General features: G+C 38.0%; 23 protein-coding genes, 1 tRNA gene and 1 pseudogene. 11 read left to right on the top strand and 14 right to left on the bottom strand.

Going from position 1 to position 26,127, the window contains the following annotated elements; all coding sequences use genetic code 11:
* Window positions 1-50 precede the first annotated feature (50 nt).
* The 3 genes from FT993_RS09495 to FT993_RS09505 all read right to left on the bottom strand — a co-directional run bounded on the left by FT993_RS09495 (window position 51) and on the right by FT993_RS09505 (window position 5,957).
* Window positions 51-1,784, bottom strand: coding sequence for a T9SS type A sorting domain-containing protein (locus FT993_RS09495; RefSeq protein WP_187240796.1), 1,734 nt, complete (start codon window positions 1,782-1,784; stop codon window positions 51-53).
* Window positions 1,785-1,982: 198 nt separating this feature from the next.
* Window positions 1,983-3,152 (bottom strand): hypothetical protein, encoded by a 1,170-nt coding sequence (locus tag FT993_RS09500; protein ID WP_147862309.1) that lies wholly within the window; start codon window positions 3,150-3,152, stop codon window positions 1,983-1,985.
* A gap of 18 nt (window positions 3,153-3,170) precedes the next feature.
* Window positions 3,171-5,957: a TonB-dependent receptor gene (locus tag FT993_RS09505; protein ID WP_187240797.1), complete on the bottom strand. Its 2,787-nt coding sequence runs from the start codon at window positions 5,955-5,957 to the stop codon at window positions 3,171-3,173.
* 184 nt (window positions 5,958-6,141) lie between these two features.
* Here FT993_RS09505 and FT993_RS09510 point away from each other — a divergent pair, with 184 nt between their 5' ends.
* Both FT993_RS09510 and FT993_RS09515 read left to right on the top strand, forming a co-directional pair.
* The gene (locus FT993_RS09510; RefSeq protein WP_147862311.1) at window positions 6,142-6,825 is read left to right on the top strand and encodes a response regulator transcription factor; all 684 of its coding nucleotides are present in this window, start codon (window positions 6,142-6,144) and stop codon (window positions 6,823-6,825) included.
* Between the two features lie 6 nt (window positions 6,826-6,831).
* Complete coding sequence (locus FT993_RS09515; RefSeq protein ID WP_147862312.1) at window positions 6,832-7,884, top strand: cell wall metabolism sensor histidine kinase WalK; 1,053 nt, start codon at window positions 6,832-6,834, stop codon at window positions 7,882-7,884.
* Here the strand turns inward: FT993_RS09515 and FT993_RS09520 are convergent.
* Window positions 7,853-8,908 (bottom strand): glycosyltransferase, encoded by a 1,056-nt coding sequence (locus tag FT993_RS09520; RefSeq protein WP_147862313.1) that lies wholly within the window; start codon window positions 8,906-8,908, stop codon window positions 7,853-7,855. The genes FT993_RS09515 and FT993_RS09520 overlap by 32 nt on opposite strands.
* An 88-nt stretch (window positions 8,909-8,996) precedes the next feature.
* On the opposite strand from FT993_RS09520, the gene trmB reads away from it, so the two are divergent.
* From trmB to FT993_RS09555, 7 genes are all read left to right on the top strand, one after another.
* Complete coding sequence (trmB, locus tag FT993_RS09525; protein WP_147862349.1) at window positions 8,997-9,671, top strand: tRNA (guanosine(46)-N7)-methyltransferase TrmB; 675 nt, start codon at window positions 8,997-8,999, stop codon at window positions 9,669-9,671.
* 3 nt (window positions 9,672-9,674) lie between these two features.
* Window positions 9,675-10,295 (top strand): LysE family translocator, encoded by a 621-nt coding sequence (locus tag FT993_RS09530; protein WP_255504460.1) that lies wholly within the window; start codon window positions 9,675-9,677, stop codon window positions 10,293-10,295.
* 10 nt (window positions 10,296-10,305) lie between these two features.
* Window positions 10,306-10,641, top strand: a complete 336-nt coding sequence (locus tag FT993_RS09535; RefSeq protein ID WP_147862314.1) for an MGMT family protein — start codon at window positions 10,306-10,308, stop codon at window positions 10,639-10,641.
* Between the two features lie 101 nt (window positions 10,642-10,742).
* Window positions 10,743-11,876, top strand: coding sequence for an Mrp/NBP35 family ATP-binding protein (locus FT993_RS09540; protein ID WP_147862315.1), 1,134 nt, complete (start codon window positions 10,743-10,745; stop codon window positions 11,874-11,876).
* Window positions 11,877-11,884: 8 nt separating this feature from the next.
* The gene (locus FT993_RS09545) at window positions 11,885-12,139 is read left to right on the top strand and encodes a NifU family protein (RefSeq protein WP_147862316.1); all 255 of its coding nucleotides are present in this window, start codon (window positions 11,885-11,887) and stop codon (window positions 12,137-12,139) included.
* Window positions 12,140-12,207: 68 nt separating this feature from the next.
* The gene (locus tag FT993_RS09550) at window positions 12,208-13,269 is read left to right on the top strand and encodes an NAD(P)/FAD-dependent oxidoreductase (RefSeq protein WP_147862317.1); all 1,062 of its coding nucleotides are present in this window, start codon (window positions 12,208-12,210) and stop codon (window positions 13,267-13,269) included.
* A gap of 3 nt (window positions 13,270-13,272) precedes the next feature.
* Complete coding sequence (locus FT993_RS09555) at window positions 13,273-13,608, top strand: 2Fe-2S iron-sulfur cluster-binding protein (protein ID WP_147862318.1); 336 nt, start codon at window positions 13,273-13,275, stop codon at window positions 13,606-13,608.
* Window positions 13,609-13,824: 216 nt separating this feature from the next.
* On the opposite strand, the gene FT993_RS09560 is transcribed toward FT993_RS09555, so the two are convergent.
* From FT993_RS09560 to FT993_RS09575, 4 genes are all read right to left on the bottom strand, one after another.
* Window positions 13,825-15,003 carry an acyl-CoA dehydrogenase family protein gene (locus FT993_RS09560; protein WP_147862319.1) on the bottom strand — a complete coding sequence of 393 codons (1,179 nt, stop codon included), beginning with the start codon at window positions 15,001-15,003 and terminating at the stop codon, window positions 13,825-13,827.
* Window positions 15,004-16,200: 1,197 nt separating this feature from the next.
* Window positions 16,201-16,923: a tRNA1(Val) (adenine(37)-N6)-methyltransferase gene (locus FT993_RS09565; RefSeq protein WP_147862320.1), complete on the bottom strand. Its 723-nt coding sequence runs from the start codon at window positions 16,921-16,923 to the stop codon at window positions 16,201-16,203.
* Window positions 16,924-16,962: 39 nt separating this feature from the next.
* Window positions 16,963-17,487 carry a ribosome maturation factor RimM gene (gene rimM / locus FT993_RS09570; protein ID WP_147862321.1) on the bottom strand — a complete coding sequence of 175 codons (525 nt, stop codon included), beginning with the start codon at window positions 17,485-17,487 and terminating at the stop codon, window positions 16,963-16,965.
* A gap of 17 nt (window positions 17,488-17,504) precedes the next feature.
* Entirely contained in the window at window positions 17,505-18,047 is a 543-nt protein-coding gene (locus FT993_RS09575; RefSeq protein ID WP_147862322.1) for a 30S ribosomal protein S16, read from the bottom strand.
* A gap of 134 nt (window positions 18,048-18,181) precedes the next feature.
* On the opposite strand from FT993_RS09575, the gene FT993_RS09580 reads away from it, so the two are divergent.
* Both FT993_RS09580 and FT993_RS09585 read left to right on the top strand, forming a co-directional pair.
* Window positions 18,182-18,850 (top strand): DUF6252 family protein, encoded by a 669-nt coding sequence (locus FT993_RS09580; protein ID WP_147862323.1) that lies wholly within the window; start codon window positions 18,182-18,184, stop codon window positions 18,848-18,850.
* Window positions 18,851-19,014: 164 nt separating this feature from the next.
* Window positions 19,015-19,176 carry a transposase gene (locus tag FT993_RS09585; protein ID WP_147862351.1) on the top strand — a complete coding sequence of 54 codons (162 nt, stop codon included), beginning with the start codon at window positions 19,015-19,017 and terminating at the stop codon, window positions 19,174-19,176.
* Here the strand turns inward: FT993_RS09585 and FT993_RS09590 are convergent.
* From FT993_RS09590 to dnaE, 6 genes and pseudogenes are all read right to left on the bottom strand, one after another.
* The gene (locus FT993_RS09590; RefSeq protein WP_255504461.1) at window positions 19,165-19,353 is read right to left on the bottom strand and encodes a GIY-YIG nuclease family protein; all 189 of its coding nucleotides are present in this window, start codon (window positions 19,351-19,353) and stop codon (window positions 19,165-19,167) included. The genes FT993_RS09585 and FT993_RS09590 overlap by 12 nt on opposite strands.
* A gap of 214 nt (window positions 19,354-19,567) precedes the next feature.
* Window positions 19,568-19,831, bottom strand: coding sequence for a GIY-YIG nuclease family protein (locus tag FT993_RS09595; RefSeq protein WP_255504462.1), 264 nt, complete (start codon window positions 19,829-19,831; stop codon window positions 19,568-19,570).
* A 147-nt stretch (window positions 19,832-19,978) separates the two neighbouring features.
* Window positions 19,979-20,052: transfer RNA gene (locus tag FT993_RS09600), tRNA-Asp, on the bottom strand.
* A gap of 137 nt (window positions 20,053-20,189) precedes the next feature.
* A pseudogene (locus FT993_RS09605) lies at window positions 20,190-20,984 on the bottom strand (DUF58 domain-containing protein); the annotation flags it as partial.
* A 210-nt stretch (window positions 20,985-21,194) separates the two neighbouring features.
* The gene (gene trxA, locus FT993_RS09610) at window positions 21,195-21,512 is read right to left on the bottom strand and encodes a thioredoxin (protein WP_147862325.1); all 318 of its coding nucleotides are present in this window, start codon (window positions 21,510-21,512) and stop codon (window positions 21,195-21,197) included.
* Window positions 21,513-21,684: 172 nt separating this feature from the next.
* Complete coding sequence (dnaE, locus tag FT993_RS09615) at window positions 21,685-26,058, bottom strand: DNA polymerase III subunit alpha (protein WP_147862326.1); 4,374 nt, start codon at window positions 26,056-26,058, stop codon at window positions 21,685-21,687.
* Window positions 26,059-26,127 lie beyond the last annotated feature (69 nt).

Consider the following 26,127-nt stretch of genomic DNA (forward strand, 5'->3'; position numbering starts at 1 on the left):
AAAAAGCGCTCTGGTGTAGAGCGCTTTTTTTAATTGAGAAACGAATTAAATTATTCTACAATTAACTTTTGGGTTACAGTGTTACCATCTGCTTTGATTTGTACCAAGTACATACCAGCAGCAAAGTTAGAAACGTCGATAGTTTTTACAGCGTTATTTGCCTTAAAAATTCGCTCTCCTAAAATTGTGTAAACACTCACTTCTACCTGATTTAAATCGCGGTATTCTAAGTTAACCACAGCTCCTTTAGCAGGGTTAGGATACATATTGATTTTGCTTAATAGCTCGATAGATTGAGTAGATAAAGCAGCATTAAAATCGTTTGAACTTCTTGGGAATATTTGAGCAGTTACGTTTGTTCCGTCATCATAAGATGAAGCGATTCCTACTACATTTTGGTATTGTCCCGCGATTACGGTACCAATATAATCTGCACTGTAGAAGTTGGTTCTTAATACAGTATTATCATTACCATCATTTAAAGTATAGTTAGTACCAGTAGCAAAAGTTGCTGTACCGTCTGCTTCGGTAATGGTAACGTTTTGAAATGCAATTAACTCAGACTCATACATCTCAGGATTAGCATTATAAGCACTGATAGTAAGAATTTGTGGAGCAACGTTATTACCTGTTGAAGTAGCTGCACCTGGATCGGTTTCTGGTACAAATTGCATAATACCACCAAACTCGGTTAAGGTACCCTCAATTCCTGTAATTCCGTCACCTATGTTATAAGTTGTAGTAATGATACCGTTATTATCATCAATTAAAATTGCAGCAGTAGCATCTTGAATATACTTCTGGCCTCTAAAAGATTGTTGCATAGTAAGTACAGCTTCACCAGTTAAGATGTATTTCTCGTTTAAGGTTTGTGTTCTTAAGGTAGCTAAATCTGCTATAGGAGTAGACGGGTCACAAGTAGGAGAAGTTATGGTTCCTGAAATGTTACAGTTAGCACTGGTAATGGTATAGTTTAAGTCGGTTCCTTCGGTAATACCAGAAATAGTAACCGTACCTGTTGCTTGTGTATTGGCATCGTCACCTCCTAAAGTACCTTCATTAAGGTTAAGCGTATAAGTTTCTGTTCCTCCACCTGAAAATGAAGCAGTAACGGTATACGTGTCTGTACCACTAGTTTTTGCATCACAACTTACGTCTGTAATAGTAAAGCTTAATGGGCATGGAGTACCAGCTGTAGTATAAGTTCCTAAACCAATGATGCTCTCAAAAGTAGCACCACCTTGGCAAGTACCTAAACCATCTAATGATCCGTTATAGAAATCCCAATCTGCTGCGGCAAATGTACCAGCCGTAGTACCAGACTTACGCTTAGAGTAGCCATCTTTGTATTCCCAAACTTCTCCTGTACCGTCTTGGCTGTCTACGCCGTACTCATCTACAGAAACGCCGGGGTTGCTATCTAAAACTAGGCGAATACGGTCATCACCGTTAAAACTCATTACACTTGCTGTAGTAGCAAAAGTATTGGTCGCGCTGGGAAACTCGGTTGCAAAACTCGGGTCATCTGCATACACATAAGCAAAAGCATCGGTAAGAGTACCAAGAGAAGCTAAGTTTAAAGCGTTACCCCAAGTGGTATTGGCATTGGTTTGGTTCTCTAAAGAATACAAAGAAAAATCTACAGTACCTTGAGCGTAGATTTCTAAAACTTTAGGATTACCACCTGAACAATCCCCATCGGAAATCATGGTAATAATAGGTCCTTGAGCAAAACTAAATAAGCCTGTAAGGAGCATGAAAGTTAAAAAAGTAATTTTTTGCATAATAAATTTATTTAATGATGTCATCAAAGGTACAAATATGTACTAGGATTTGGTATGATTTTAATCAATTTTTTTATTTCTTAACTAATCGGGCGATAATATATATGTCTGATTGCTAATTGATTAAAAACTAATTTTAGATTTTATTTATTTATCAGCAGGAAAGTTTTTAAAACTTTCCCGCTGTTATTGTGTGAGTTACTGATTGAATCCGCCTTGAGCCGAGAAATTAGTCCAATTGTCAAAAGCGCTTTCATCTGCACCACTTGCTGCAGGGTTTTCATCGATTAATTGAGAGGCAATGTCGGTCTGATCTACGTTATTAACCACTAAGTTGTTGTACTGGTCAAAGAAAGTATTGGTAAAAGATAATTCACCATTATTTACTTCTTGTGTTTGATCGTTTACAAAAATCATACTGTCATAATTATATCCTACGATGTTGTCAAAAATACCAGCAGTACCTTGCTTTAAATCAAATGCGGCTTTACCTGGTCTATTGTGTCCTCGTAGGGTTACATTACTTACTTGTGCACCAGAGCGTGGGCTAGCATTGTTTTCTCCACTTCTGTTGGCTAATTCAAAAGCAAAATCTCCAGTAGCATCGTATTGGTAAATCACAACGTTGTTTAAGCTTCCGCGGAAACCTTCATCCCAATCGATTGAATCATCTTCCATTCCTACGGCTGAAAGGTTTTTGGCATTTACCGTACCTCCATAAAATTCAAAACCGTCATCTGCGCCTTCAAATGCTTCGCAATACTCTACTACAGTACCGCTTCCCACTGCAAAAAACGAGAAAGCATTGAATTCAAATTGACCATCTGAAGAGGCTTGACCGGCATACTCAACACGAACATATCGTAAAACTCCAGAGTTGTCGTTATCGTCGTTTCCGCCATAAGGCAACTGTCCTGCTTCAGATAAAGAAGTGCCGCCGGGAGCGTTCATTTTAGCTTTACCGTGTATGCCAATACCACCCCAATCGCCATCGCCTCCTTCTGCATTTTTATTTTCAGAAGTAAATACAATTGGCTCTTGTGCTGTACCTTCAGCCATTATTTTACCACCTTGCTCAACGAACAAAAGGTTGATTCCGGCAGCTTGATCTTCGGCAGTTACCGTAAAAGTAGTACCTTTTTCTATGGTTAAAGTAGCACCATCTTTAACAGAGACCGCTCCGCGAAGAGCGTAATTTCCTTTAGGAACAAATAAGTCTTGCGTGATGTCACCTGCAAGTACGTCACCTTGAAGAATATCCTCATTCACAGGGTTGTTGCTTGAGTTTCCTTCGTCATCGCTGCTGCACGAGAACAGCATACCCAAAAGGGCTGTGGCTAAAATTGTTTTGCTGATTGTTTTTTTCATTGTTTTAAAATTTAAAGGTTAAAATGTATATGTAAAGTTTAATCCAAAAGTAATTCCCTGGTCAAAACGTTCAATTTGATTGCTAAAGCGGTCGGGAAAACGAACGTTTTGCGTTGGGTCTTGTGTAAATAAAGTTTCTTCATTTAAGAGGTTACGTACAGTGAGTTTAACACCAAACCTTTTGTTGAATTGGGTGTTCCAGGTAAGATCTAATTGGTTGAGAGGTTTTTCATAAATCTCGTCTGCACCTTCAACTCCAACGGCATAGATACGTTTTCCGTAGGTGTTAAAAATCAGGTTGATTTTAGATTCTAGTTGCTCTTTATCAAATAATTGATAGCCTAAATCGGCATTTAAGCCCCAGTTAGAAGCACCTTGTAATTTTCTCTCTTTATGGGTAACCACTGCAAAACGAGGGTCATTCTCGTCGGCCTGAGCCTTTGAATTCATAAGTATTGCATTTAAACCAAATTGCCAAGGTTTAAGCTGATCAATTTTACTAACATTCCCTAGGTTTAATTTCATTTCAAATTCCAATCCGTAAAGGTGGGCGCTTTCAAAATTGTCGAAAAAGGTACGGTAACCAACCGAGGTAGAACGCGCCAAACGCTCAATAGGATTTTTTAAATACTTACCAAATGCGGTTACGGCAAGTAGCTCGGCATTACTAGGGAAAATTTCGTACTTGATGTCTAGGTTATAATTGGTAGAGTTTAATAAATCGGGGTTACCAATTACTTGATTGCCATCACCATTTTGGTATACTGTGGGTAAAATTTCGCGTAAGCGTGGTCTGGTATTGGTGATTGATGAGGTGAAACGCAAATTAGACAACTCGTTTAAACTGTATTTTAAATTTAAAGATGGATTGATATCTAGCGGATCATACTTAATCTTGCTAAAGGGGGTGTCGGGACGGTCTAAAGGCTCACGATAGCTGATCTCTCGTATAGCTTTTTCTACGCGTACCCCTGCTTCTAAGACTATTTTTTTCCATTGTCTGTTGAATTGTAAATAACCCGCATGAATACCTTGGGTGATTTCACTTTTGGCAGTCGGATCAAATGTACTCGAATAACTTAAAAACCCGTTGGCAAATCCTGTCTCGAAGAAATCTTGTGGGTTGTTGGTATTCAATGCGGGAAGATCGTTGGTATTAACTTGGGCAGTAATAAATTTATTAAAGAAGTCATGGGTAATTAGATCGGTTTGATAACCTATCTCTAGATGACCCATAAAATCTTCTGATTCGGTAGGGAGTAATCCTAAGCGGTAAGCTACTCTAGCATTAAAGTTCTGGTTGTCTAATTCTTGGTAAAACTTAAAAGGATTAATCCCATTAGTGGTAATGTACTCTGCATCTTCGCCTACTCCAGCAGCACGTAGTACACGTCTATCAGGTACTTGATTATTTCCGAGACCAACAGCGCTGGCAAAGTGTAATTCTTGTCTTTTTCCGTCTAGAGCATATTTACCTAAAAGTTGAAAATTTACTTGCTGATTCTCGGTATACCGCATATCTCGAATAAAAAAATCTCGATTATTCAACTGGGTAAATCCATCATTTCGGCCATAGGCTTCTCGAATGAAATTAGAACTGTTTTGTAGATAAATTGTATTAAAGGTTAGATCTAATTTTTCATATAAATTGTAGTCTAAACTTAGCAAAGCCGATTTTTGTGTACGGTACTCATAGGTAGATGAGGTAAAATCTTGTCCGGCTGTACCTTCAGAGTTCAAAGTACGTTCAACACCGTCTTGGGCGCGATGTGAATTTCTAAAATTCATACTTAAAACCATACCAAGATTACTATTGTCTGAACTAAAAAGGCGCTGACCGTGGGTAATCCCAAAGCGTGTGTCTAGTGGTGCTTTTCTTTTTTTTGGTGTCCAAGAGGTCGAAAAAAGCTCACCCGATTCACCCGGTGAAGCACTGTAACTCAGGTCGCCAATTTCAGAAGGTAATGCACGCGAGTCACCCGTGTAACCAAATAATTCGGTTCCGCTGGCATCATCGGTATAAAAATCTTTAAAAGTGGTTTTCGTATTATAATTTACGCCAAAATTTATTTGTGTTTTAGGCTTAGCAGGAGCTTTTGGTGTATTTATTTTAAAGGTAGCTCCGGCAAAATCACTATACAAATTGGGAGAGAAAGTTTTTAAGACATCAACCGAACTTACAATCGAAGTGGCGATATAGCTAAGCGGAATGATTTTGAAATCGGGATCAGAGGAGGCTAATGGCAAGCCGTTTACCAATAAGTAGTTGTAACGGTCATCTAATCCGCGCACAAAGACACCACGATCTTGAACCATAGTAATTCCTGACACTTTAGAGACGCCTTGTTCTACATTGCTTACAGCTTTTCGCGATAATTCTTCGGCACCAATCGATTGCTGCATCTGAATCGCATTTTTTTGATCGAGTAAAAGGGCTACTTCAGAGTCTCTGCTCTTTACTGCAGTAATCATTACTTCTTCTAATGCTGCTGCACTCGATTTTAACCCAGTGCTTAAACGTGTAGTTTGATTGGCTTTAATAATAACTCCAGGAATGCTTACGGTTTCATACCCAACAAAACTGAATATAACAGTATAGGTACCTTCAGGTATTTGGGTAATTTCATAATTTCCATCAAAATCAGAGGTGGTACCTTTGTTGGTGCCTTTAAGAGTAATGTTGGCAAAGGGTAGAGGTTCATTGTTCACTTCCTCATCGGTAAGGTTACCGCTAATGCTTCCAAATTCTTGCGCCCAGACCAGCGGTGTTAGGCAAATTAATAATAATGTTAATGTAGTTTTCATTGCAGTTTTCATTTACGCTGCAAAGAAATTTTATAATCACAAGAAAAAAGTTATCCCGTTGTTAAGTATCTTTAAACCCATGTTAGCAAATGGTTATCTGTGTTAAGTTGGTAGCGTCAATTCTTAACAAAGGGGGTAGCTTAATTTTAACTATTTTTACACCTGCATAAATATTATATAAAGCATGAATAAAAGTGATATAAAGATTCTGTTAGTCGATGATGAACCCGATATTTTAGAAATCATAAGCTATAATTTAAAGCAAGAGGGGTATCAAGTGATAACGGCCGAAAATGGGAAAGAAGGAGTTCGAAAAGCCAAAAAGCATCTACCCCAATTAATTGTATTAGATGTTATGATGCCCGAAATGGACGGCATGGAGGCTTGCGAAAAAATTCGTCAAGAGCCCCAATTAGAAGATAGCTTGATCTGTTTTCTTACCGCTAGAGGAGAAGACTATTCTCAAATGGCAGGTTTTGATGCTGGAGCAGACGATTATATCACCAAGCCTATTAAGCCAAAGGTGCTGGTGAGTAAGGTTAAGGCTTTATTGAGACGAACTCAGCCTTCAAATAGCGATCAGGGAATTACAGAAATTGGTGATATTACCATCAATCAAGAAGAGTATAAAGTAATGCTAGGCAAAAAAGAATTGATTTTACCCCGAAAAGAATTCGAACTCTTAGCCTTACTAGCATCTAAACCAGGAAAAGTCTTTAAGCGCGAAGATATTCTAGCTAATGTTTGGGGCAACGAGGTGGTTGTAGGCGGAAGAACCATAGATGTGCACATCAGGAAATTACGCGAGAAAATGGGTGATAAACGCTTTAAAACCGTCAAAGGTGTTGGCTATAAATTTGTAGTCTAAAAAACTATGGGTAAAGAAATACAGAAATCCTATAAATTTGCAACCGCTAGTGCCAGCCTCATTAGTGTAGTAATGCTAGGCTTAGCCGTGCTCCTGCAAGCCATTTATATCGAGGTGTATATTTGGCCAAGTATCCTGTTTTTTGCACTCGCGTGGGTGACTACTTTTTTACTGATTCAATTGCGGTTAGAAAGCTACATTTTTAAACGGGTTAAAGAGGTTTATGATAAGGTTGAATTAATTGAAAGCTCTGCCATAAAAAGTCCGAGAATCACAACCGACATGAATACCCTAATTCAAGAACTCGAGCATTTTGCCGAAGTTAAAAAACTTGAAATAGAGACCTTAAAAGATCGTGAAAACTACCGCAAAGAGTTTATGGGTAACATCTCTCACGAGCTTAAAACACCCCTTTTTACTGTGCAAGGCTATATTTTAACCTTATTAGATGGCGCGATTAACGATAAAAAAGTACGTGAAAAATATCTACATCGTGCCAGCAAAGGTGTTGATAGGTTGGTTTATATTGTAAAAGACCTTGACTTAATCACCCGGCTCGAGATGGAAGATATACAGTTAGAAAAACAAGATTTTAACTTGGTGTCTCTTATACAAAATGTATTTGATTTGTTAGAAATGAAAGCGCATAAAAAAGATATTAGCTTTACATTTGATACCGACTATAATTCGCCTATTTATGTACATGCCAATAAAGATAAAATACAACAGGTTTTAATCAATTTGTTTGTAAATTCAATAAAATATGGAAAGCACGGGGGCACTACAGAAGTAGCGATTGAACCTCTGGTAAAAAATAAATTGATTTTGCGCATTACAGATAACGGTGAAGGAATACAAAAAGAAAACCTTAATCGCATTTTTGAACGTTTTTACCGCATAGATAAAAGCGGATCTAGAAAAGAGGGTGGTGCAGGCCTAGGCTTAGCTATTGTTAAACATATACTCGAGGCGCATCAAGAAAGCATTTACGTAGAGAGTGATTTTGGTACAGGCAGTGAATTTTCTTTTACGCTCGAAAAATCGAAAACAAAGTTTTAAAATCGGGAGCTTCAAAAGTGGGAAAACCTTTTATGTTTTCTAGTGCCTCTAATTTACGCCATGTAAAGGCTTCTTGTTTACAGCTTGTCGCCCAACCTTGCTTAGAAAAATAACTTGCCAAATACTCTTGTTCAGGTTGCCCCGGTGTGGGAATTAAAAACGCCTTAATGCCTAAAGCGCAGAAATCCATCAAACTACTATAACCAGAACGGGCAATAACAAAATGACTGCGTTCTAAAATATGCTGTACTTGAGTTTTAGTAGCAAAATCAATTATTTTTAAGTGGCTAAGAGCCTTTTTTAGTTTTAACTCTTTATCGCTTCCGCGGATTAAGACAACGGGTACTTCGCTAAATTCAACCGCCTGAAGTAAAATGGCTTCTAGTTGACTGCGTTGCGGCTCGGGCCCAGACAATAGTATGCAAATGTGTTTTTTCGTCACCGGGGGAGTATCCGCTTTAAGCTGACTTAATAAGCCGATTTTTTTTATCTTAACTTTTTTTGAGGTTGTGTGTTGACTCAGCTTTCCGGCAAAAGCCAAATTATGGGTGAAGTCCGGGATCCAACAATGCGAATGTGCTCGAATGAGACGCCAGTGTAAGGCATTGGCAATAGATTGGCCTGCGCCCAAAATATTGGTTTGATGGGTGAGGTAAACACTAGGAATACCCAATAACACCGCTCCGGGTCGGTTATCACTAATTACTCCAGAAAGTTTTTCTTTTTTGTGTATGGCTAGAATCTGCTTTTTATCAAAATAAATATTCTTAATCCAACTAAACACCTGCAAAGCCAATACGGCCTTTAAAAAAGTAGGCTTTCGGCTATAGCGTACTTCATAAGCTTGCAAACGATAAGAATTAAGATGCGGAAAGTTTTTTGTGAGCAAAGCTAAAGCCAGGCCATCTGAAGCCATAATTGGTTCAAAACCTTGCTGTTCGAGTGCAGTGATTAGGGGTATGCAACGGCTGGCATGCCCCAGCCCCCAATTTAAAACAACTACTAAAATTTTTGGTTTTTGCATAGCTTAAAAATACAACATTCAGCAATATTGAAATCAATTCTTAAAGCTGCGTATAAATTGTTTAATTTTGCCAAAAATTAATGCAGCAGTGGGAAGCAAAAATAAATTAAAAAGATTTAGAGAAAACGAAAGTTTTGAAAATGTAATACAGCCAAGTCGAGAAGAGATTACCTCGGGTAGCTTTAAATACCAAGGCAAATGGAAATCAGATTTCTTTAAAAATGATTTACCCTTAGTGCTAGAATTAGGTTGTGGAAAAGGAGAGTATTGTTTGGGACTCTCGGCAATGTATCCCGAAAAAAACTTCTTAGGTATTGATATTAAGGGCGCGCGTTTTTGGCGTGGAGCCAAAACCGCTTTAACCGAAAACAACAAACGGGTTGGTTTTTTGCGTACGCAAATCGAATTAATAGATCAAATTTTTGCACCTGGAGAGGTCGATGAAATTTGGATTACCTTTCCAGATCCGCAAATAAAATACAAACGTACTAAGCACCGCTTAACCAATGCAGAATTTCTGCAGAAATATAAAGTAATTTTAAAAGAAGATGGCGTAGTAAACCTTAAAACAGATAGTGAGTTTATGCACGGCTATACCTTAGGACTTCTGCACGGAGAAGGGCACGAGATTATCGAAGCCAATCACGATGTGTATAAAAATGAATACAGTGCACCAGAAGTGGTAGGTATACAGACCTTCTATGAAAAACAATATCTTGAAAAAAACAAATCAATTACGTATATTAGATTTAAGATAAGCTAAGATTTGTTAGACACGACCCAATTTATTGTAATTACTTATTTTGCTGCCATGGTGGGCGTTATTCCTCCGGGATTAGTTAATATGACGGTGGCAAAAACTTGTGTTAACAAAGGTAAACGCAGTGGTTTACGGGTAGCTGTGGGAGCTTCCTTAGTTGTTTTTTTTCAAGCTTTGGTAGCCATTCTAATGGCCAAATACATATTTAATCATCCTTATGTTCAAAAGATGATTTTGCGAGCAGGTCTAGTGGTTTTCTTGATTATGGGCGTTTATTTTTTTATAGCCGCACGCAAATCCAATAAAAAAGTAGCTCTTAGAAAACAAGAATCAACCCGCAATCTGATAAAAGGTATGATGATTGCTGCTGTAAACGTGTTTCCTATACCTTATTTTGTAACCATAAGTGCCGCCTTTCACGCAGATGATTTTAATTTTAGCCGTACCACCATAGTTCTTTTTGCTTTAGCTGCGAGTTTAGGAACTTTCACTACTTTGTATATGTATGTGGTTTCTTTTATGAAAATAGAAAAATACAATCAGTCTTTCTCTAAATACAGCAATTACTTTATGGCTGGATTGATGTTTATTTTGGTCGTAATTACTTTATTCCGAATCTTTTATTAAGTAAAAAACTATGCCGCAAAACGATTTTTATGAACGCGTATATTATTTGACTCGTCAAATACCTTACGGGCGCGTAACTTCCTATGGCGCCATAGCCAAAGCTATTGGTTCGCCCAAAAGTGCACGGGTGGTAGGATATGCTTTAAATGCCAGTGCCGGCAATATAGATATTCCAGCTCATCGTGTAGTCAATAGAAATGGGATGCTTACAGGTAAAGCCCATTTTCTAGGTTCTCAAGCCATGCAAGCCCAGATTGAAGCAGAAGGAATTAGCGTTAAAAACAATCAAGTCCAAAACTTGCAAAAGTATTTTTGGCAGCCTCCTGTGTTGTCGTTAGATAATTAATAAATGCCTCTTAAAAGAGCTTTATAGTTAGAAGCTTAAACCTTATATTTGCATTTAGACTTAATCCAAATTAAGTGCTCATTATAAAATAGATATACTTCATGAAATTAAATAAACAAGATATTTATAAGGCCCTAGAAAAAATAAGCGTTTCTGGCGAAGGGCAAAATATGGTAGAGAGTGGTGCAGTAAAGAACATTGTTACTTTTGGTGATGAGGTCGTGGTTGATCTTGAGTTGGCCACACCAGCTTTGCACATAAAAAAACGAGCAGAGGTAGATGTGATGAAGGCAATTCATGAACATGTGTATGCCAAAGCTAAGGTAAAAGTAAACGTGAAAGTAAATGCACCTTCTAAACCAAAAAATGAGATTAAAGGTAAGCCTATACCCGGTATTAAAAATATCGTTGCGGTGGCTTCTGGTAAAGGTGGGGTGGGTAAATCTACTGTTACCGCCAACCTAGCGGTTAGTTTAGCGAATAAAGGTTTTAAAGTGGGTCTGCTTGACGCAGATATTTATGGCCCTTCGGCAACCATTATGTTTGACGTAGAACGCGAAAGACCGCTGTCTGTTCAAGTTAATGATAAATCTAAGATGAAGCCAGTTGAAAATCACGGGGTAAAAATTCTTTCAATAGGATTTTTCACCCAACCCAACCAAGCGGTAATCTGGCGCGGACCTATGGCGGCGAAAGCTTTAAACCAAATGATCTTTGATGCCGATTGGGGTGAGCTTGATTTTCTTTTAATCGATTTGCCTCCAGGTACAGGAGATATCCATTTGTCTATTATGCAATCCTTACCTATTACAGGAGCAGTAATGGTAAGCACACCGCAAAATGTAGCATTAGCCGATGCAAAAAAGGGTGTGGCGATGTTCAGACAAGAAAGTATCAATGTTCCTGTTATCGGTATCGTAGAAAATATGGCCTATTTTACGCCTGAAGAATTACCAGACAATAAATATTACATCTTCGGAAAACACGGAGCTAAAAACTTGGCAGAAGACCTAGAAATTCCTTTTTTAGGAGAACTTCCGTTGGTGCAAAGTATTCGTGAAGCTGGCGACATAGGTAGACCGGCTGCGTTACAGAAAGATACGCCAACCGCTCAAGCAATTGAGGCTATTACCAAGCAGGTAGTGCAAGAAACTGTAGCAAGAAACGAAAGCTTGCCACCTACCGAAGCTATCAAAATAACCACTATGGCAGGTTGCAGTGCTGTAAAAAAATAGGAAAGAGAATGAATTTAGAACTTAGGAAAAAGGTAGAAAAGGCACTAGAAGAAATTAGACCTTTTTTAAAGAATGACGGGGGAGATATTTCTTTGCTTGATATCGACGAAAAAGAAAATATAGTGCGCGTGCAACTTGAAGGAGCTTGCGTAGGTTGTAGTGTAAACCAAATGACTTTAAAATCTGGAGTAGAAATGACCATTAAAAAATATGCTCCGCAAATTGATAAAGTTATCAACGTTGCTCCCGAATTATCAAATTGATAATTGTCATTCTTTGTGAAATCTATAACCGCTAATTTTGTATAAAATACTAAGCGATTAAATAAGCTATGATTAAAACAGATATTCTTATAATCGGTGCAGGTCCAACCGGACTTTTTACCGTATTTGAAGCCGGTTTACTCAAATTAAAATGCCACTTGATAGATGCTTTGCCACAGCCTGGCGGGCAATGTGCAGAAATATATCCCAAAAAACCTATTTACGATATTCCAGCTTTTCCCGAGGTTTTAGCCGGAGATTTAGTAGATAACTTGATGGAGCAAATCAAACCTTTTGAACCCGGTTTTACGCTGGGAGAACGTGCAGATACCATTGAAAAATTAGACGATGGTACTTTTGTCGTAACAACTAATAAAGGTACAAAACACCACGCTCCCGTGGTGGCTATTGCAGGTGGTCTAGGTAGTTTTGAGCCTCGTAAACCCTTGATAGAAAATTTAGGGCATTACGAAGATAAAGGCGTTCGCTATATGATTAAAGATCCCGAATTTTACCGTGATAAAAAAGTGGTCATCGCAGGGGGTGGCGATTCGGCTTTAGATTGGAGTATCTTCTTAGCCGATGTAGCAGAAGAGGTGACTTTAGTGCACCGAAGAAATGAATTTAGAGGGGCTTTAGATTCTGTTGATAAGGTGAAGGAATTAAAAGATTTGGGAAAAATCAATTTGATTACCCCAGCCGAAATTGTACAGTTAGAAGGTAAAAACTTTCTCGAGGCGGTACTCATAAGAAAAAGCAACGAGGCGAAAGAAGAATTTTGGTTGCCAGTAGATGAATTTATTCCTCTCTTTGGCTTGTCTCCAAAACTTGGTCCTATAGCTGACTGGGGATTAGAAATAGAGAAAAATGCGATTAAGGTTGACAATAGCCTAGATTACCAAACCAATATTCCTGGTATATACGCTATTGGCGATGTAAATACCTATCCTGGTAAACTAAAACTGATTCTTTGTGGTTTTCACGAAGCTACTCTAATGTGTCAGAGTGCATACCAACGTATTTTCCCCGATAAAAAATACGTAATGAAATATACAACTGTAGGAGGAGTTACTGGCTTTGATGGAAGCAAAAAAGAAGCTCCCAAAGCTGTAGTAAAGGCAATAAATTAGGCTATGAATCCAGATATAAATATAATCATTACAGATCGTGAGGGTCAAAAACACGAAGTGGTAGCCCCAACCGATATGAATATGAACATTATGGAGCTAGTTCGCTCGTATGAGTTGGCTCCCGAAGGTACTATTGGTGTTTGCGGAGGAATGGCCATGTGTGCATCTTGCCAATGCTATATTTTAACCCCTCAAATTGAGTTGCCAGAAATGCAGGATGATGAAGAGGCCATGCTCTCGGAAGCATTTTATACGAAAGAAAATAGTCGTTTAGGTTGTCAAATACAACTTACTCCCGAGATGGAGGGATTAGCAATAGAATTAGCACCAGAGTCTTAACTGCCGCCTTTGTTGGTGATTGACTGAAATAAAAATGGAATTTTAAAAAGGTCGTTATTTTTTAATAACGACCTTTTTATTTTATCGAGATCTAAAAAGTGATTCTTCTATTTTTTATCAGCTGCTCTATTAAATTATTTTACCACGAATAAGCACGTAAACAAGAGGCAAGGTTGAAACCCTTACCTCTTTATTTATAACTTATGTATGTTTCGACTATTTAAAAGCTGGAATTCCGGTTATATCGGCACCGGTAATTAAAAGGTGAATATCGTGCGTTCCTTCGTAGGTGATTACACTTTCTAAATTCATCATATGACGCATTATGCTGTATTCTCCTGTAATTCCCATACCACCAAGCATTTGTCTAGCTTCACGTGCAATATTGATAGCCATTTCAACATTGTTTCTTTTGGCCATTGATATTTGCGCTGTAGTCGTTCGATCCTCATTTTTAAGTTGTCCCAAACGCAAGGCCATTAGTTGAGCTTTGGTGATTTCGGTAATCATTTCGGCTAGCTTCTTTTGTTGTAACTGAAAGCTGGCAATAGGTTTACCAAATTGTATACGCTCTTTGGCATAGCGCAAAGCCGTATCATAGCAATCCATTGCTGCACCAATTGCGCCCCACGAAATTCCGTATCGAGCAGAATCTAAACAACCAAGTGGAGCTCCTAAACCAGATTTATTGGGTAATAAATTCTCTTTAGGTACTTTTACGTCTTGAAATATAAGCTCTCCGGTTGCAGATGCACGAAGAGACCATTTATTATGTGTTTCGGGAGTACTAAAGCCTTCCATACCACGCTCTACTATAAGTCCGTGAATGCGGCCTTCTTCATTTTTGGCCCATACTACGGCTACGTCACAAAAAGGGGAGTTAGAGATCCACATCTTGGCTCCGTTTAATAAGTAATGGTCACCCATATCTTTGTAGTTGGTAGTCATTCCACCAGGGTTAGATCCATGGTCAGGTTCAGTAAGACCAAAACTTCCCATCCATTCGCCACTAGCCAATTTAGGTAAATACTTTTGACGTTGTTCTTCTGTTCCATATTTATAAATAGGGTACATCACCAAAGAAGATTGTACCGAGGCGGTAGAACGCACGCCACTGTCTCCTCGTTCAATTTCTTGCATGATTAAGCCGTATGAAATTTGATCTAAGCCCGCACCGCCATACTCAGCTGGAATATAAGGTCCAAAGGCACCAATTTCGGCTAAACCTTTAATGATTGATTTTGGGAATTCTGCCTTTTGAGCGGCATCTTCTATAATTGGCGACACCTCTTTTTTAACCCAGTCTCGGGCGGCAGTACGTACCATTTTGTGTTCGTCGCTAAGCAAATCATCTATTTGGTAATAATCAGGGGCTTGAAATAAATCGGGTTTCATAGGTTTATTTTGTTTTTTTTGGTAGCCGTAAAGTTAACCAAATCAAGCCGACTAAGCAATTAAATGGGTTGAATAAATTAGTGCTTTGCAGTAAAATTATTTAAGCGAATGTACTCTTTACAGACCAATCTTAATTCGCTATAAGTTGTATTAAAATTTTGACTTTAAGAAAAAAAATCTTTGTATATGGGTTATTTTAGGAAATGCGCTAGGGGAAAACCAAGAAATTTTTAGTTAAGTTTTTATTTTTTTAAGTAAATTAAGATCAGTCATAACTTCAAAGAAACGCTCATTGGTAATAAGGGTGTCACTTCTAATTTCAATTTTCTATTTACCTAATTCTTTTGTTGGAATGTATTTTTTCAAAGAATCTTGTTGGATCATAGAATTAATCTCTGCAGCATTATAAATATAGCTTTTATTGTTAACCTTAGCCTAGAGGTGATCGATATTAAAAAGTGATTTTTCACGCTATTTTACCGAGGTGTTGTTTTTATACTATCTTGCTTTTACTTCATGATTTGTAAAGGAAACATCACTTAAGGTGGCTTTTATATTGTTTAAAATGTGAAATAAAATAGCTAGAGTAATAGAATAATTAAGGGTTAAACAACTAAACAAAAAAACTGAAGCTAATAAATAAATTCTCCCAATTCAAAATGTCATCAGCAATATGAAGAAATGCAAATAAAAGGCTATTGACTAAGGAGAAGATTGCTATTTAAAAATTAGCTGAATATTTTGCTTTAAAATCAGGTGATAAAATATATTGACAGCATTAAAATGAAGCACAACCACTTGAACCAATCGTAGAGACTTTCATGAAATAGGATAACCATTAGAAGTAAAAAGCATAGAAAACCAATTGCTTTAAAATACTTGTTTTTGATTAATGTCTCGCGAAGTGCTAGCTCTTCGAATAAAGATATATAAGAACATAGGCGAAAAATGATACCCTAGCGTCTAGGTTTGATCTTATAATTTCAACATCATAAAGCTAGCTTTTACCCCTATTAGGCCCTTTGCCTTTATTATAAAAAATGGCAAAAAAGTATTCCTGCCAGTGGCAATAACCAATTTTGTTTTTTGCTTCTAAAGTAATTTGTTATAAAACGTATATAGAGAATCTTTATTTAATAGAAAATAAAATAAATCTGCTAAATAAAATCAAAAACAGTAAGCGCAGCTTCTCTTACCTTACATTTTTAAATAAAAATCTTTTACTAGCTCTTTATAGGCTTGGGTGTACTGGTGCCTTTTGGTCTCTATAATCAACTCGGCTTTTTCTGGTGTTTGCACGGAGGTGAAACCAAACTGTAGCAAACAGCGTTTGATGGGACTGTTTTTATTGCCTTTTACGAAAGTTACTTTCTGTAGATGCAGTTGCTCTGCTTCCGCGAAAGCGAGGAAAGCCTCATAATGTTTATACGGAATAATGGTGCAAAAAATACCCTCTTCTGAAAGTAATTGGGAAGTATATTTTAATAATTCTTGAAAAGGAAGAGCATCTGTAAATCGGGCTTGGTTGCGCGAGGTGTTTTTTGATTTATAGTTTTCTTCATAAAACGGCGGATTACTCACAATTAAATCATAGGTATCTTCTATTTCGGTTGCAAATTCATCTAAGCTAGCGTGATAACAAAAAAGTCGGTCGTTCCAGTCGCTGGCTTCAAAATTATCGACACATTGCTCATAAGCATTTGCTTCGATTTCAATAGCGTCTATGATTTCTGCAGTGCTACGTTGTGCTAGCATCAAAGCGATAACGCCAGTTCCTGCCCCAATATCGAGTATAGAAAAAGGATTTTGGGAAATGCTTGCCCAAGCACCCAGCAATACGCCATCGGTGCCAACTTTCATAGCACAGCGGTCTTGCGCTACACTAAATGCTTTAAATTTAAATGCTTTTTCGTGGTTCATACGCTTTGCGGTTAAGTTTATAAATCCGCTTTAAGCGAATTACAAATACAAATCTAATAAACCGGGAGGAGTTTCTAGATGTATTTTTTTATTGACCTTGTCTACCTGCTTCAAGAAATGATCGTGAATCGGAACTAAGATTTCTTTACCTTGAAAGGAGATTTCGAACAGGGCTTGAGCGGTGGTATCATTAACACCCGTAATCTTACCTATAGGTCCCAATTGATTGTCGATTACCTCAAAACCAATTACTTCGTGATAGTAAAACTGGTCCTCTTTTAATTCGGGTAAAAAACTTAGGGGGAGGTAAACTTCTTTTTTTAGTAAGGCATCAGCATCTGCCTCGTTATTCACGTCTTCTAATTTAAGGCGTAGCAGCTGACTTTTTTGAAGGGAAGATTTTTCAATAAAAAATGGAATCAATCGCTTGTGTTTTTCGACAAGGATTGATTCCATTTCAAGAAAACTTTCGGGATCATCGGTGTCTAGTTTAACCAGTACCTCTCCCTTAAAACTAAATTTACTTACGATTTTGCCTACATAAAAACAATCTTCTTTACGCATACCGTAAGCAAGTAAAATTAATCTTCTTTAGTCTCTTCTGTTTCTTCGCTAGCTTCTTCGGCCTGAGCTTCTGCTTCGGCAGCCTTTGCGGCAGCTTCGGCTTCATCTGCAGCGGCTTTTGCTTCTGCTTCGCGCTTCTCATTTACCTCTTTTTCTGCAGCAAGCGCTTGAGCTTTAGCTTCTTGGTCGGCTTTTGAGATAGAATCTTTTTTGGCATCGATACGGTTTGCTTTATCTTCTAACCAAGCGTTGAATTTCTTCTCTGCTTCTTCTTCGGTTAAAGCACCTTTACGAACACCTACCATTAAATGGTTTTTTAATAAAGCACCTTTGTAAGAAAGAATGTTTCTTGCTGTGCTTGTGGGTTGAGCTCCGTTTTGAAGCCACTCTACAGCTTTGTCTACGTTTAATTCGATAGTAGCCGGGTTAGAAACCGGGTTGTAAATACCAATTTTTTCTAAGTATTTACCATCTCTTTTAGCACGTGCATCTGCTGCAACGATCCAGTAAAAAGGTTTACCTTTTTTACCGTGTCTTTGTAATCTTATTTTTACTGACATAAAAATTAAATTTTGAGGTTCTCGACCTCGATTATTAATAATTTGGCAAAGATACGAGATATTTTTTTTCTGCGATTAATTTAGTTCTTAATTTTTATTATAAATTTGCAGGTGTACCCAATAACTTTAAACTTATGAAAAAATTTTTCTTACTTAATTTAATGGCTTTGTTTTTAGTGAGCTGTGGCGATGATGTAGAATCTAATGCTCCCTCTATTCAAGGAGAATTAGAAGGCGTCTTTTTTAGGACCTCTACTTCTTATGCTGATGTAGCTACCGATAATTCACTGCAAATTGTGGGGAACACAGCCGATGAAACCATTACTTTAAACACAGAGAATTTTAAAGTTGGTAATTACTTGATTACACCAGAGGGTAGAAACTCAGCTAGCTTTATGACTTTTGACGGGGAGTTCTTTACCACCTCAGAAGTTAACGGAGAAGGAATGATTAGTATTACCCGTAACGAAAATGGAAGTGTTTCGGGTGAGTTTTACTTCAATGCCATTTCTGAAATAGATGGGGATACGCTAAACTTTTCTAAGGGTTATTTTTTTGAGGTTCCGTTTGCCAGTATAGGAGGGGGAGAAGAGCCAGGTCCAGAACCTAGCATTACCTGCGAAGAAGCGCAAACCACATCAAACCAATCTAGAGTGTTATTTGAAAACACCACCCCCAATAATCCAAATTACTCAGCCATTTGCCAACAGTATGCGGTGGCCTTAGAGCAAGAAAAAGCAGCTTGTGGGGATGAAGATGGTAGTATTCAAGATAAAATTGATGCACTGCCTTGTTCGGCTTAGTAGAATACTGCAGAATTATAAAAAATAAAAAACCTCCATTCGGAGGTTTTTTTTGTGTGCTAGGAAAAGCGTCAAAAACTTAATAGGGACAAGAAAATTTTAATTTTTCTTATTCAGACTCGAAAAATTTTTTTGCCTAAAAATTCAAAAAACCAGAAAATGGGATTGATCCAAATTATCACTCCATCTTAAATTATTTTACCAATCGAAGTACAAATGCATCAGCAGAATCTTTTAATGCAAAAATTAAAGCATTTAGAGCTCAATTAAGAGGAGTAAGAAGAACTGAATTCTTCCTATATAGACTTGAAAAATTATTTGCTTAAAAAATCAAAAACCCAGAAAATGGGATTGATCCTTAAAAAATCAAAAACCCAGAAAATGGGATTGATCCCTTTGTCTTCGTTGTGTTGTTTTAGCCGTTTTTCTGGTTGCGTTGAATATCCACGATAGTAGCTATCATAGGACTCAGAGTAGATGATATAAACAAAATATTTGATCATAAAAATTAAAAAAAGCCTCTCCTTAAAAGAAAGGAAAAGCTCTTCATTGGTTTAACTACTTAAACCGAGATGCCAAACAATTGCTTGACATACACAACACAACTTCGCAAAAAAAAGCCTCAATGAAAATTGAAGCTTTTTTTATTGTCCCCAAATCTTTAGGGGAAGACTCGAACTCGTCCCCAAGTTTGCTTGGGGATGACCGGCAGGTATTCTATTTTATTTCATTTTTTGTTGATGCTATTAATTGAATGATTTGAGATTTACTGTACTTCTTGATTTTTCTTTCTCGAATCAAAGCTTCACGTTTAGTAGAAAAAGATTGTAGAAAAACTAAATTCCAGGGTCCTTTATTTTTGGTGAATCGGCCTTTGTCTTCGTTGTGTTGTTTTAGCCGTTGTTCTGGTTGCGTTGAATATCCACGATAGTAGCTATCATAGGACTCCGAGTAGATGATATAAACGAAATATTTGATCATAAAAACTAAAAAAAGCCTCTCCTTAAAAGAAAGGAAAAGCTCTTCATTGGTTTAACTACTTAAACCGAGTTGCCAAACAATTGCTTGACATACACAACACAACTTCGCAAAAAAAAGCCTCAATGAAAATTGAAGCTTTTTTTATTGCGGTCTGGACGAGACTCGAACTCGCGACCCCCTGCGTGACAGGCAGGTATTCTAACCAACTGAACTACCAGACCGTAACTCATTTTTTAGACTTTGTCTTGTCTATATTGCGCTTCTTCAAAGCTTCAGCGCAATTGCGAGTGCAAATATAAGTGCTTTTATGGTTCGTGCAAAAAAAAACACAGATTTTTTTGTATTTTTTTCAATAAAATCATTTAAAGCCTTGTCGTTCAATTAAATAGGTAATCAGTATTTTATGCAGATCTTTTTGAATATCTACAGTTTGGTATTGTATCTTGTTTTTTAAACACATTTGTTTAAACAGATTTTGGTAACTTTTCATCTGTTGGCGATAGGCTTCTTGTAATTGAGAGGGATAAACCGCCAATTCCTCACCGGTTTCTACATCGGTAAATTTCTTAGGAGTATCTTCAAAATCAAAATCCATTTCTTTTGAGGCTTCTAAAGTATGAAACACAACGAGTTCATGTTTATTGTGATTCAAATGCCGTAAAGCAGCCAGGAGTTGTTCTTGGTCTTCGTGGGCTTGTAATAAATCGGTAAAGAGAAATATCAAGGAACGACGTTTTACCTTTTCGGCAATTTGATGTAAAACCTCATAGGTAGCGGTTTTTTTGCGGCTTGAGCTAGGGGTGAGCATTTGCTCTAATTGATGTAAAAGCAGTTGAAAATGCCGTTCACTTCCTTTCTCTGGCAGGTAAAAATCGTAGGCATCGCTGTAAAGACTAAGTCCCATAGCGTCGCGTTGTTTCTTAAATAATTGCATTAAAGATGCTGTAGCTAAGGCTGCAAATCCAATTTTATTATAGGCTCTTAAACTTTGCTTTTTTAGAGCCGGATAGTGCATGGAGCTCGATTGATCAATGATTACGTGACAACGCAAATTGGTCTCTTCTTCATACTTTTTGGTGTATAACCTATCGGTTTTGGCATAGAGTTTCCAATCAATGTGTTTAGTACTCTGCCCAGGATGGTAAAGCGTATGTTCGGCAAACTCAGCTGAAAAGCCGTGAAACGGACTCGCGTGAAGCCCCGATATAAAGCCTTCGACTACTTTTTTAGCCAGCAAGTCTAGACGCCCAAAACCGGGCCCGTTTTGTATTTGTTCTTGTAAATTCATAGAACAACAATTTAATAAAAAATAAAAAAGGTCTAGCCGATAAGCTAAACCTTTTTTATAAATTAAAGATAAAAATTATAAAAGCTCGTCAATTGCTTTAGTGTAAGTATCTTTTGGAGAAACTCCTACTTGTCTTCCTACTAATTCCCCATTGTTAAAAACTAAAACGGTAGGTATATTTCTTACACCATACTTAGCAGCAAACTCTGTATTTGCATCTACGTCTACCTTTCCAACAACTGCTTTCCCTTCATATTCTTTACTGATTTCATCAATTACAGGTCCAACCATTCTACAAGGTCCACACCATGCTGCCCAAAAATCAACTAATACGGGCTTGTCGCTATTTAATACTTTTTCTTCAAAATTTGCGTCTGTAAGTTCTAATGCCATAATTTATATTTTTGTTGTTCTACAAATTTAGTCAATATTTTTATGTTTTCCTTACACCTTCTAAATTAGATTTTCTAATAGTCGTATATGCTTTCTCAATACTCAAAACCCGAAGGGCTAAGCCATAGGCGGGGTTTTATATCTTTTTGTTCAAAGTAAATCAGCTTGACTGCTAATGCACTTTAAAATGCATATCTTTTGTCTTTAAACTGTCAAGCAATTCTCTATTGATGCTTAGCTTTCGACTTCGACTGGGCATTTGTAATTTAATTTTTTCTTTCAGTTCATAAACGATGAAATTAATATGCTTATCACCAACATAGGTCGTGGTGAGTTGATCTAAATAGTCGATAGTGTTTTTGTTTAACTGATCGATGTCAAGCTGTATGCTAATTTTCTTTGATAAATCGGGCAGCACGTCTTGAAGCTGTTTAAACATATTAAATTGTATTCGCGGATCTCCCTTTTTTCCGGTTTCCCGATTGGTCCAGCCTTCTTTTACAAACAGACGAATGAAGACAAAATTATTGGGCAGTAAAAAATGCCTGAACTTAAGATATTCCTCACCAAATATTTTGAATTCATAAGAACCCTCATAATCTTCAATGGTAAAAATACCCCAACCTTTACCTGTCTTACTAGTGCGATGTTGAACTTCGCCACTTACAATTCCACCTATGCAGAGTTCTTTATTTACATAATATTCTAGGTGTTCCAATTTGTTCAGCGAAGCATTACAAAAATACTTTAATTCCCACTTAAAATCATCTAGTGGGTGTCCCGAAATGTAAATTCCCACCACCTCGCGTTCTTTTTTTAATTTCTCCATTGTGCCCCAAGGTTCGCATGGCGGCACCTCAGGCTCGGGTATTTGTACTTCGCTGGCTTCACCAAACAGACTCACCTGAGCAGAATTTTGATTTTCTTGAAATTTGGCAGCATACTTAATCACTTTTTCTAAAAAACTAATACCGTCTCCTGGGTCGTGAAAATATTGGGCTCTATGCGTACCGCCAAAACTATCAAACCCCCCAGCCAAAGCTAGGTTCTCAAAGGCTTTTTTATTGGCAGCTCGTAAATCGATGCGCTTGGCCATATCAAAAATAGACCTATAAGCACCATCTTTTTTACGGTTGTCTACAATGGTTTTTACCGCTCCGGCGCCTACTCCTTTTACAGCTCCCATACCAAAACGAATTGCGTTTTGTTTGTTTACCGAAAACTTATAGTAGGATTCATTAACATCTGGACCCAATACGGCTAATTTCATACGCTGACATTCTTCCATAAAGAAAGTTACGTCTTTGATGTTATTCATATTATTAGACAAAACCGCTGCCATATATTCGGCAGGGTAATGCGCTTTCAAATAGGCTGTTTGGTAAGCGATCCATGCATAGCAAGTAGAGTGCGACTTGTTAAATGCGTAACTAGCAAAGGCTTCCCAGTCTTTCCAAATTTTCTCAAGCGTTTCCTGCGGATGTCCGTTAGATGCACCGCCCTCCATAAATTTAGGCTTTAGGAGTTCGAGTTGGGCAAAAATCTTTTTCCCCATCGCCTTTCGCAATTTATCGGCTTCACCTTTAGAGAAGTTGGCTAGTTTTTGCGAGAGTAACATCACCTGCTCTTGGTAAACCGTAATTCCGTAGGTTTCTTGCAGGTACTCTTCCATATCGGGCAAGTCATAGGTAATTTCCTGCCGCCCGTGCTTACGGTCGATAAAATCAGGGATGTACTCCATAGGTCCTGGACGGTACAAAGCGTTCATGGCAATAAGATCTTCAAACACTGTGGGTTTCAAGTTCTTCATATGCTTTTGCATCCCAGGCGATTCATATTGAAACACCCCAATGGTTTCTCCGCGTTGAAACAGTTCATAGGTTTTTTCATCGTCAAGCGGAAAATTTTCTGGATCGAGATCTATATTGTGTCTTCCTTTTACAATTTTTACCGTGTCTTTGATCAGCGTAAGCGTCTTTAACCCCAAGAAATCCATTTTCAATAAGCCAGCATCTTCAACCACCGAGTTATCAAATTGGGTGACATATAAATCGGAATCCTTGGCTAGCGAAACGGGAACGTGATTGGTGATATCACTTGGGGTGATAATAACCCCACAAGCGTGAATACCGGTGTTTCTAACCGATCCTTCTAAGGTGCGAGCTAGGTTTACGGTTTTGGCCTCTAAGTCGTTACCAGCAGCAATATCAAAGAGCGATTTTATTTTTTCTACATCCTCACTGCGGTATTTTTTAGCAACTCCCTTTTCGTCTAAAGCGAATATTTTATACAGCTTAGACATATCGGGCACCAGCTTGGCAATTCTATCGGCTTCAGATAAAGGTAAATCTAATACCCTTGCTGTATCTCGAATAGAAGATTTGGCGGCCATAGTACCGTAAGTGATTATTTGCGCAACTTGGTTGGCACCGTATTTATTGATTACATAGTCCATCACACGACCACGACCCTCATCATCAAAATCAATATCAATATCGGGCATACTCACTCGATCGGGGTTTAGAAAACGCTCAAAAAGCAAGTCGTATTTAATAGGGTCTATATTGGTAATTTTCAGGCAGTATGCTACTGCACTACCGGCAGCCGAACCTCGTCCTGGACCCACCGAAACGTCCATATTTCGGGCCTCACGAATAAAATCTTCTACAATTAAGAAATATCCGGGATAACCGGTTTTTTCAATTACCGATAATTCAAAATTAAGTCGCTCGCTTATTGATTCGGTAATTTCACCATAACGTTCTTTGGCGCCTTGGTAGGTGAGGTGACGCAAATAAGCATTTTCTCCACGTTTTTTATGATCTATCTCATCTTGTGGATCTTTGAATTCATCGGGAATATCAAAAGCAGGTAACAATACGTCTCGAGCTAAACCAAAGGGGGTTACCTTATCTACAATCTCTTGAGTGTTGCTTATGGCTTCGGGTATATCTTTAAAGAGGGCTTTCATCTCTTCGACGCTCTTAAAATAATATTCTTGGTTGGGTAAACCATACCTATAGCCACGTCCTCGACCTATGGGAGTAGATTGTTTTTCGCCATCTTTTACACAAAGTAATATATCGTGGGCATTAGCATCTTCTTTCTTTTCATAATAGGTGTTGTTGGTGGCTACAAGCTTTACATCATGACGCTTGGCCATAGGGATTAAAATATCGTTTACACGGTTTTCATCCTCTTGTCCGTGGCGCATCACCTCAATATAAAAATCTTCTCCAAAAGTTTCCTTCCACCAAATTAGAGCTTCTTCGGCTTGTTTTTCACCTACATTTAGAATTTTACCGGGCACCTCTCCGTAAAGGTTACCCGAAAGTACCATAACATCTTCTTTGTATTGCTCTATTATCTTTTTATCGATTCGCGGGACATAGTAAAACCCTTGGGTGTATGCAATAGAAGATAGCTTGGCTAAATTGTGGTAACCGTTTTTGTTTTTGGCTAGCAAAACAATTTGGTAGCCGTTATCTTTTCTACTTTTATCTAAGTGATCTTCACAAACAAAAAATTCACAGCCTACAATAGGTTTTAAGGGTTTTTTTTGGCTTTCGCCGGATGCCTCTGCCGATATTTTGGCGTTATAATTCTCTATGGCCGTAACAAAATGAAAGGCCCCCATCATATTGGCGTGATCGGTTAGGGCAACCGCAGGCATATTTTCTTTGGCTGCTGCTTTTACCAAGTCCTGCACACTCATCGTTGATTGCAAAATGGAAAACTGACTGTGGTTGTGTAGGTGGGTAAATGAAACGGCTTCTAGCTCGGCTAGGTTTTCTTTGATTTGAGCCTGACTAATACCGGTATCGGGTGATTGCTGTTTTTGCTGCTTACGCAATTGAGCCGAAGCCTTTTTTAAATTTACGTGCTTTAAACCAATGCCTTGTATTGGTTGTGGATTAGCAGCGGCATAAGCCTCAAAATACCCAGGTTGGGCATGCAGCTCATCAAGACTGTATTGCTTAAGTCGTATTAATTCTAAAAAACAACGTGTGGTGGCTTCAACATCGGCTGTTGCATTATGTGCCTCGTTAAAAGCTTCTCCAAATAAATGCTCATGCAACTCGGTTAAAGTAGGAAGTTTAAACTTACCTCCACGTCCGCCTGGAATTTGACACAATTGAGCTGTTTTTTCGGTACAGGTATCTAAAACAGGAAGTTGAGTAAGCTGTGTTTCTATGCCTAGGCGATGAAACTCAGCTCCCATAATATTGATGTCAAAACCCACATTTTGACCCACCAAAAATTTGGTTTGCCCCAGTGCTGCTTGAAAACGTTTTAATCCTTCTTCTAGCTTGATTCCTTGATCTTTAGCAAGTAGAGTAGAAATCCCGTGTATTTTTTCTGCATCAAACGGAATGTCAAATCCATCGGGTTGTATTAAAAAGTCTTCTTGTTCAATTAGATTCCCGCGGTCATCGTGCAATTGCCAGGCGATCTGTATGGCTCTAGGCCAATTGTTGGTATCGGTTATGGGGGCATCCCAGCGTTTGGGTAAACCGGTTGTTTCGGTATCAAAAATTAAATACATAGCGGTGGTGTTGAGAGCTAAAATCTTGGCTTAAACTTACATTTATTTATGGGCTTCGAAAAAAAATAA

The organism is Mesonia sp. HuA40, assembly GCF_008017835.1.
Classification (GTDB): domain Bacteria; phylum Bacteroidota; class Bacteroidia; order Flavobacteriales; family Flavobacteriaceae; genus Mesonia.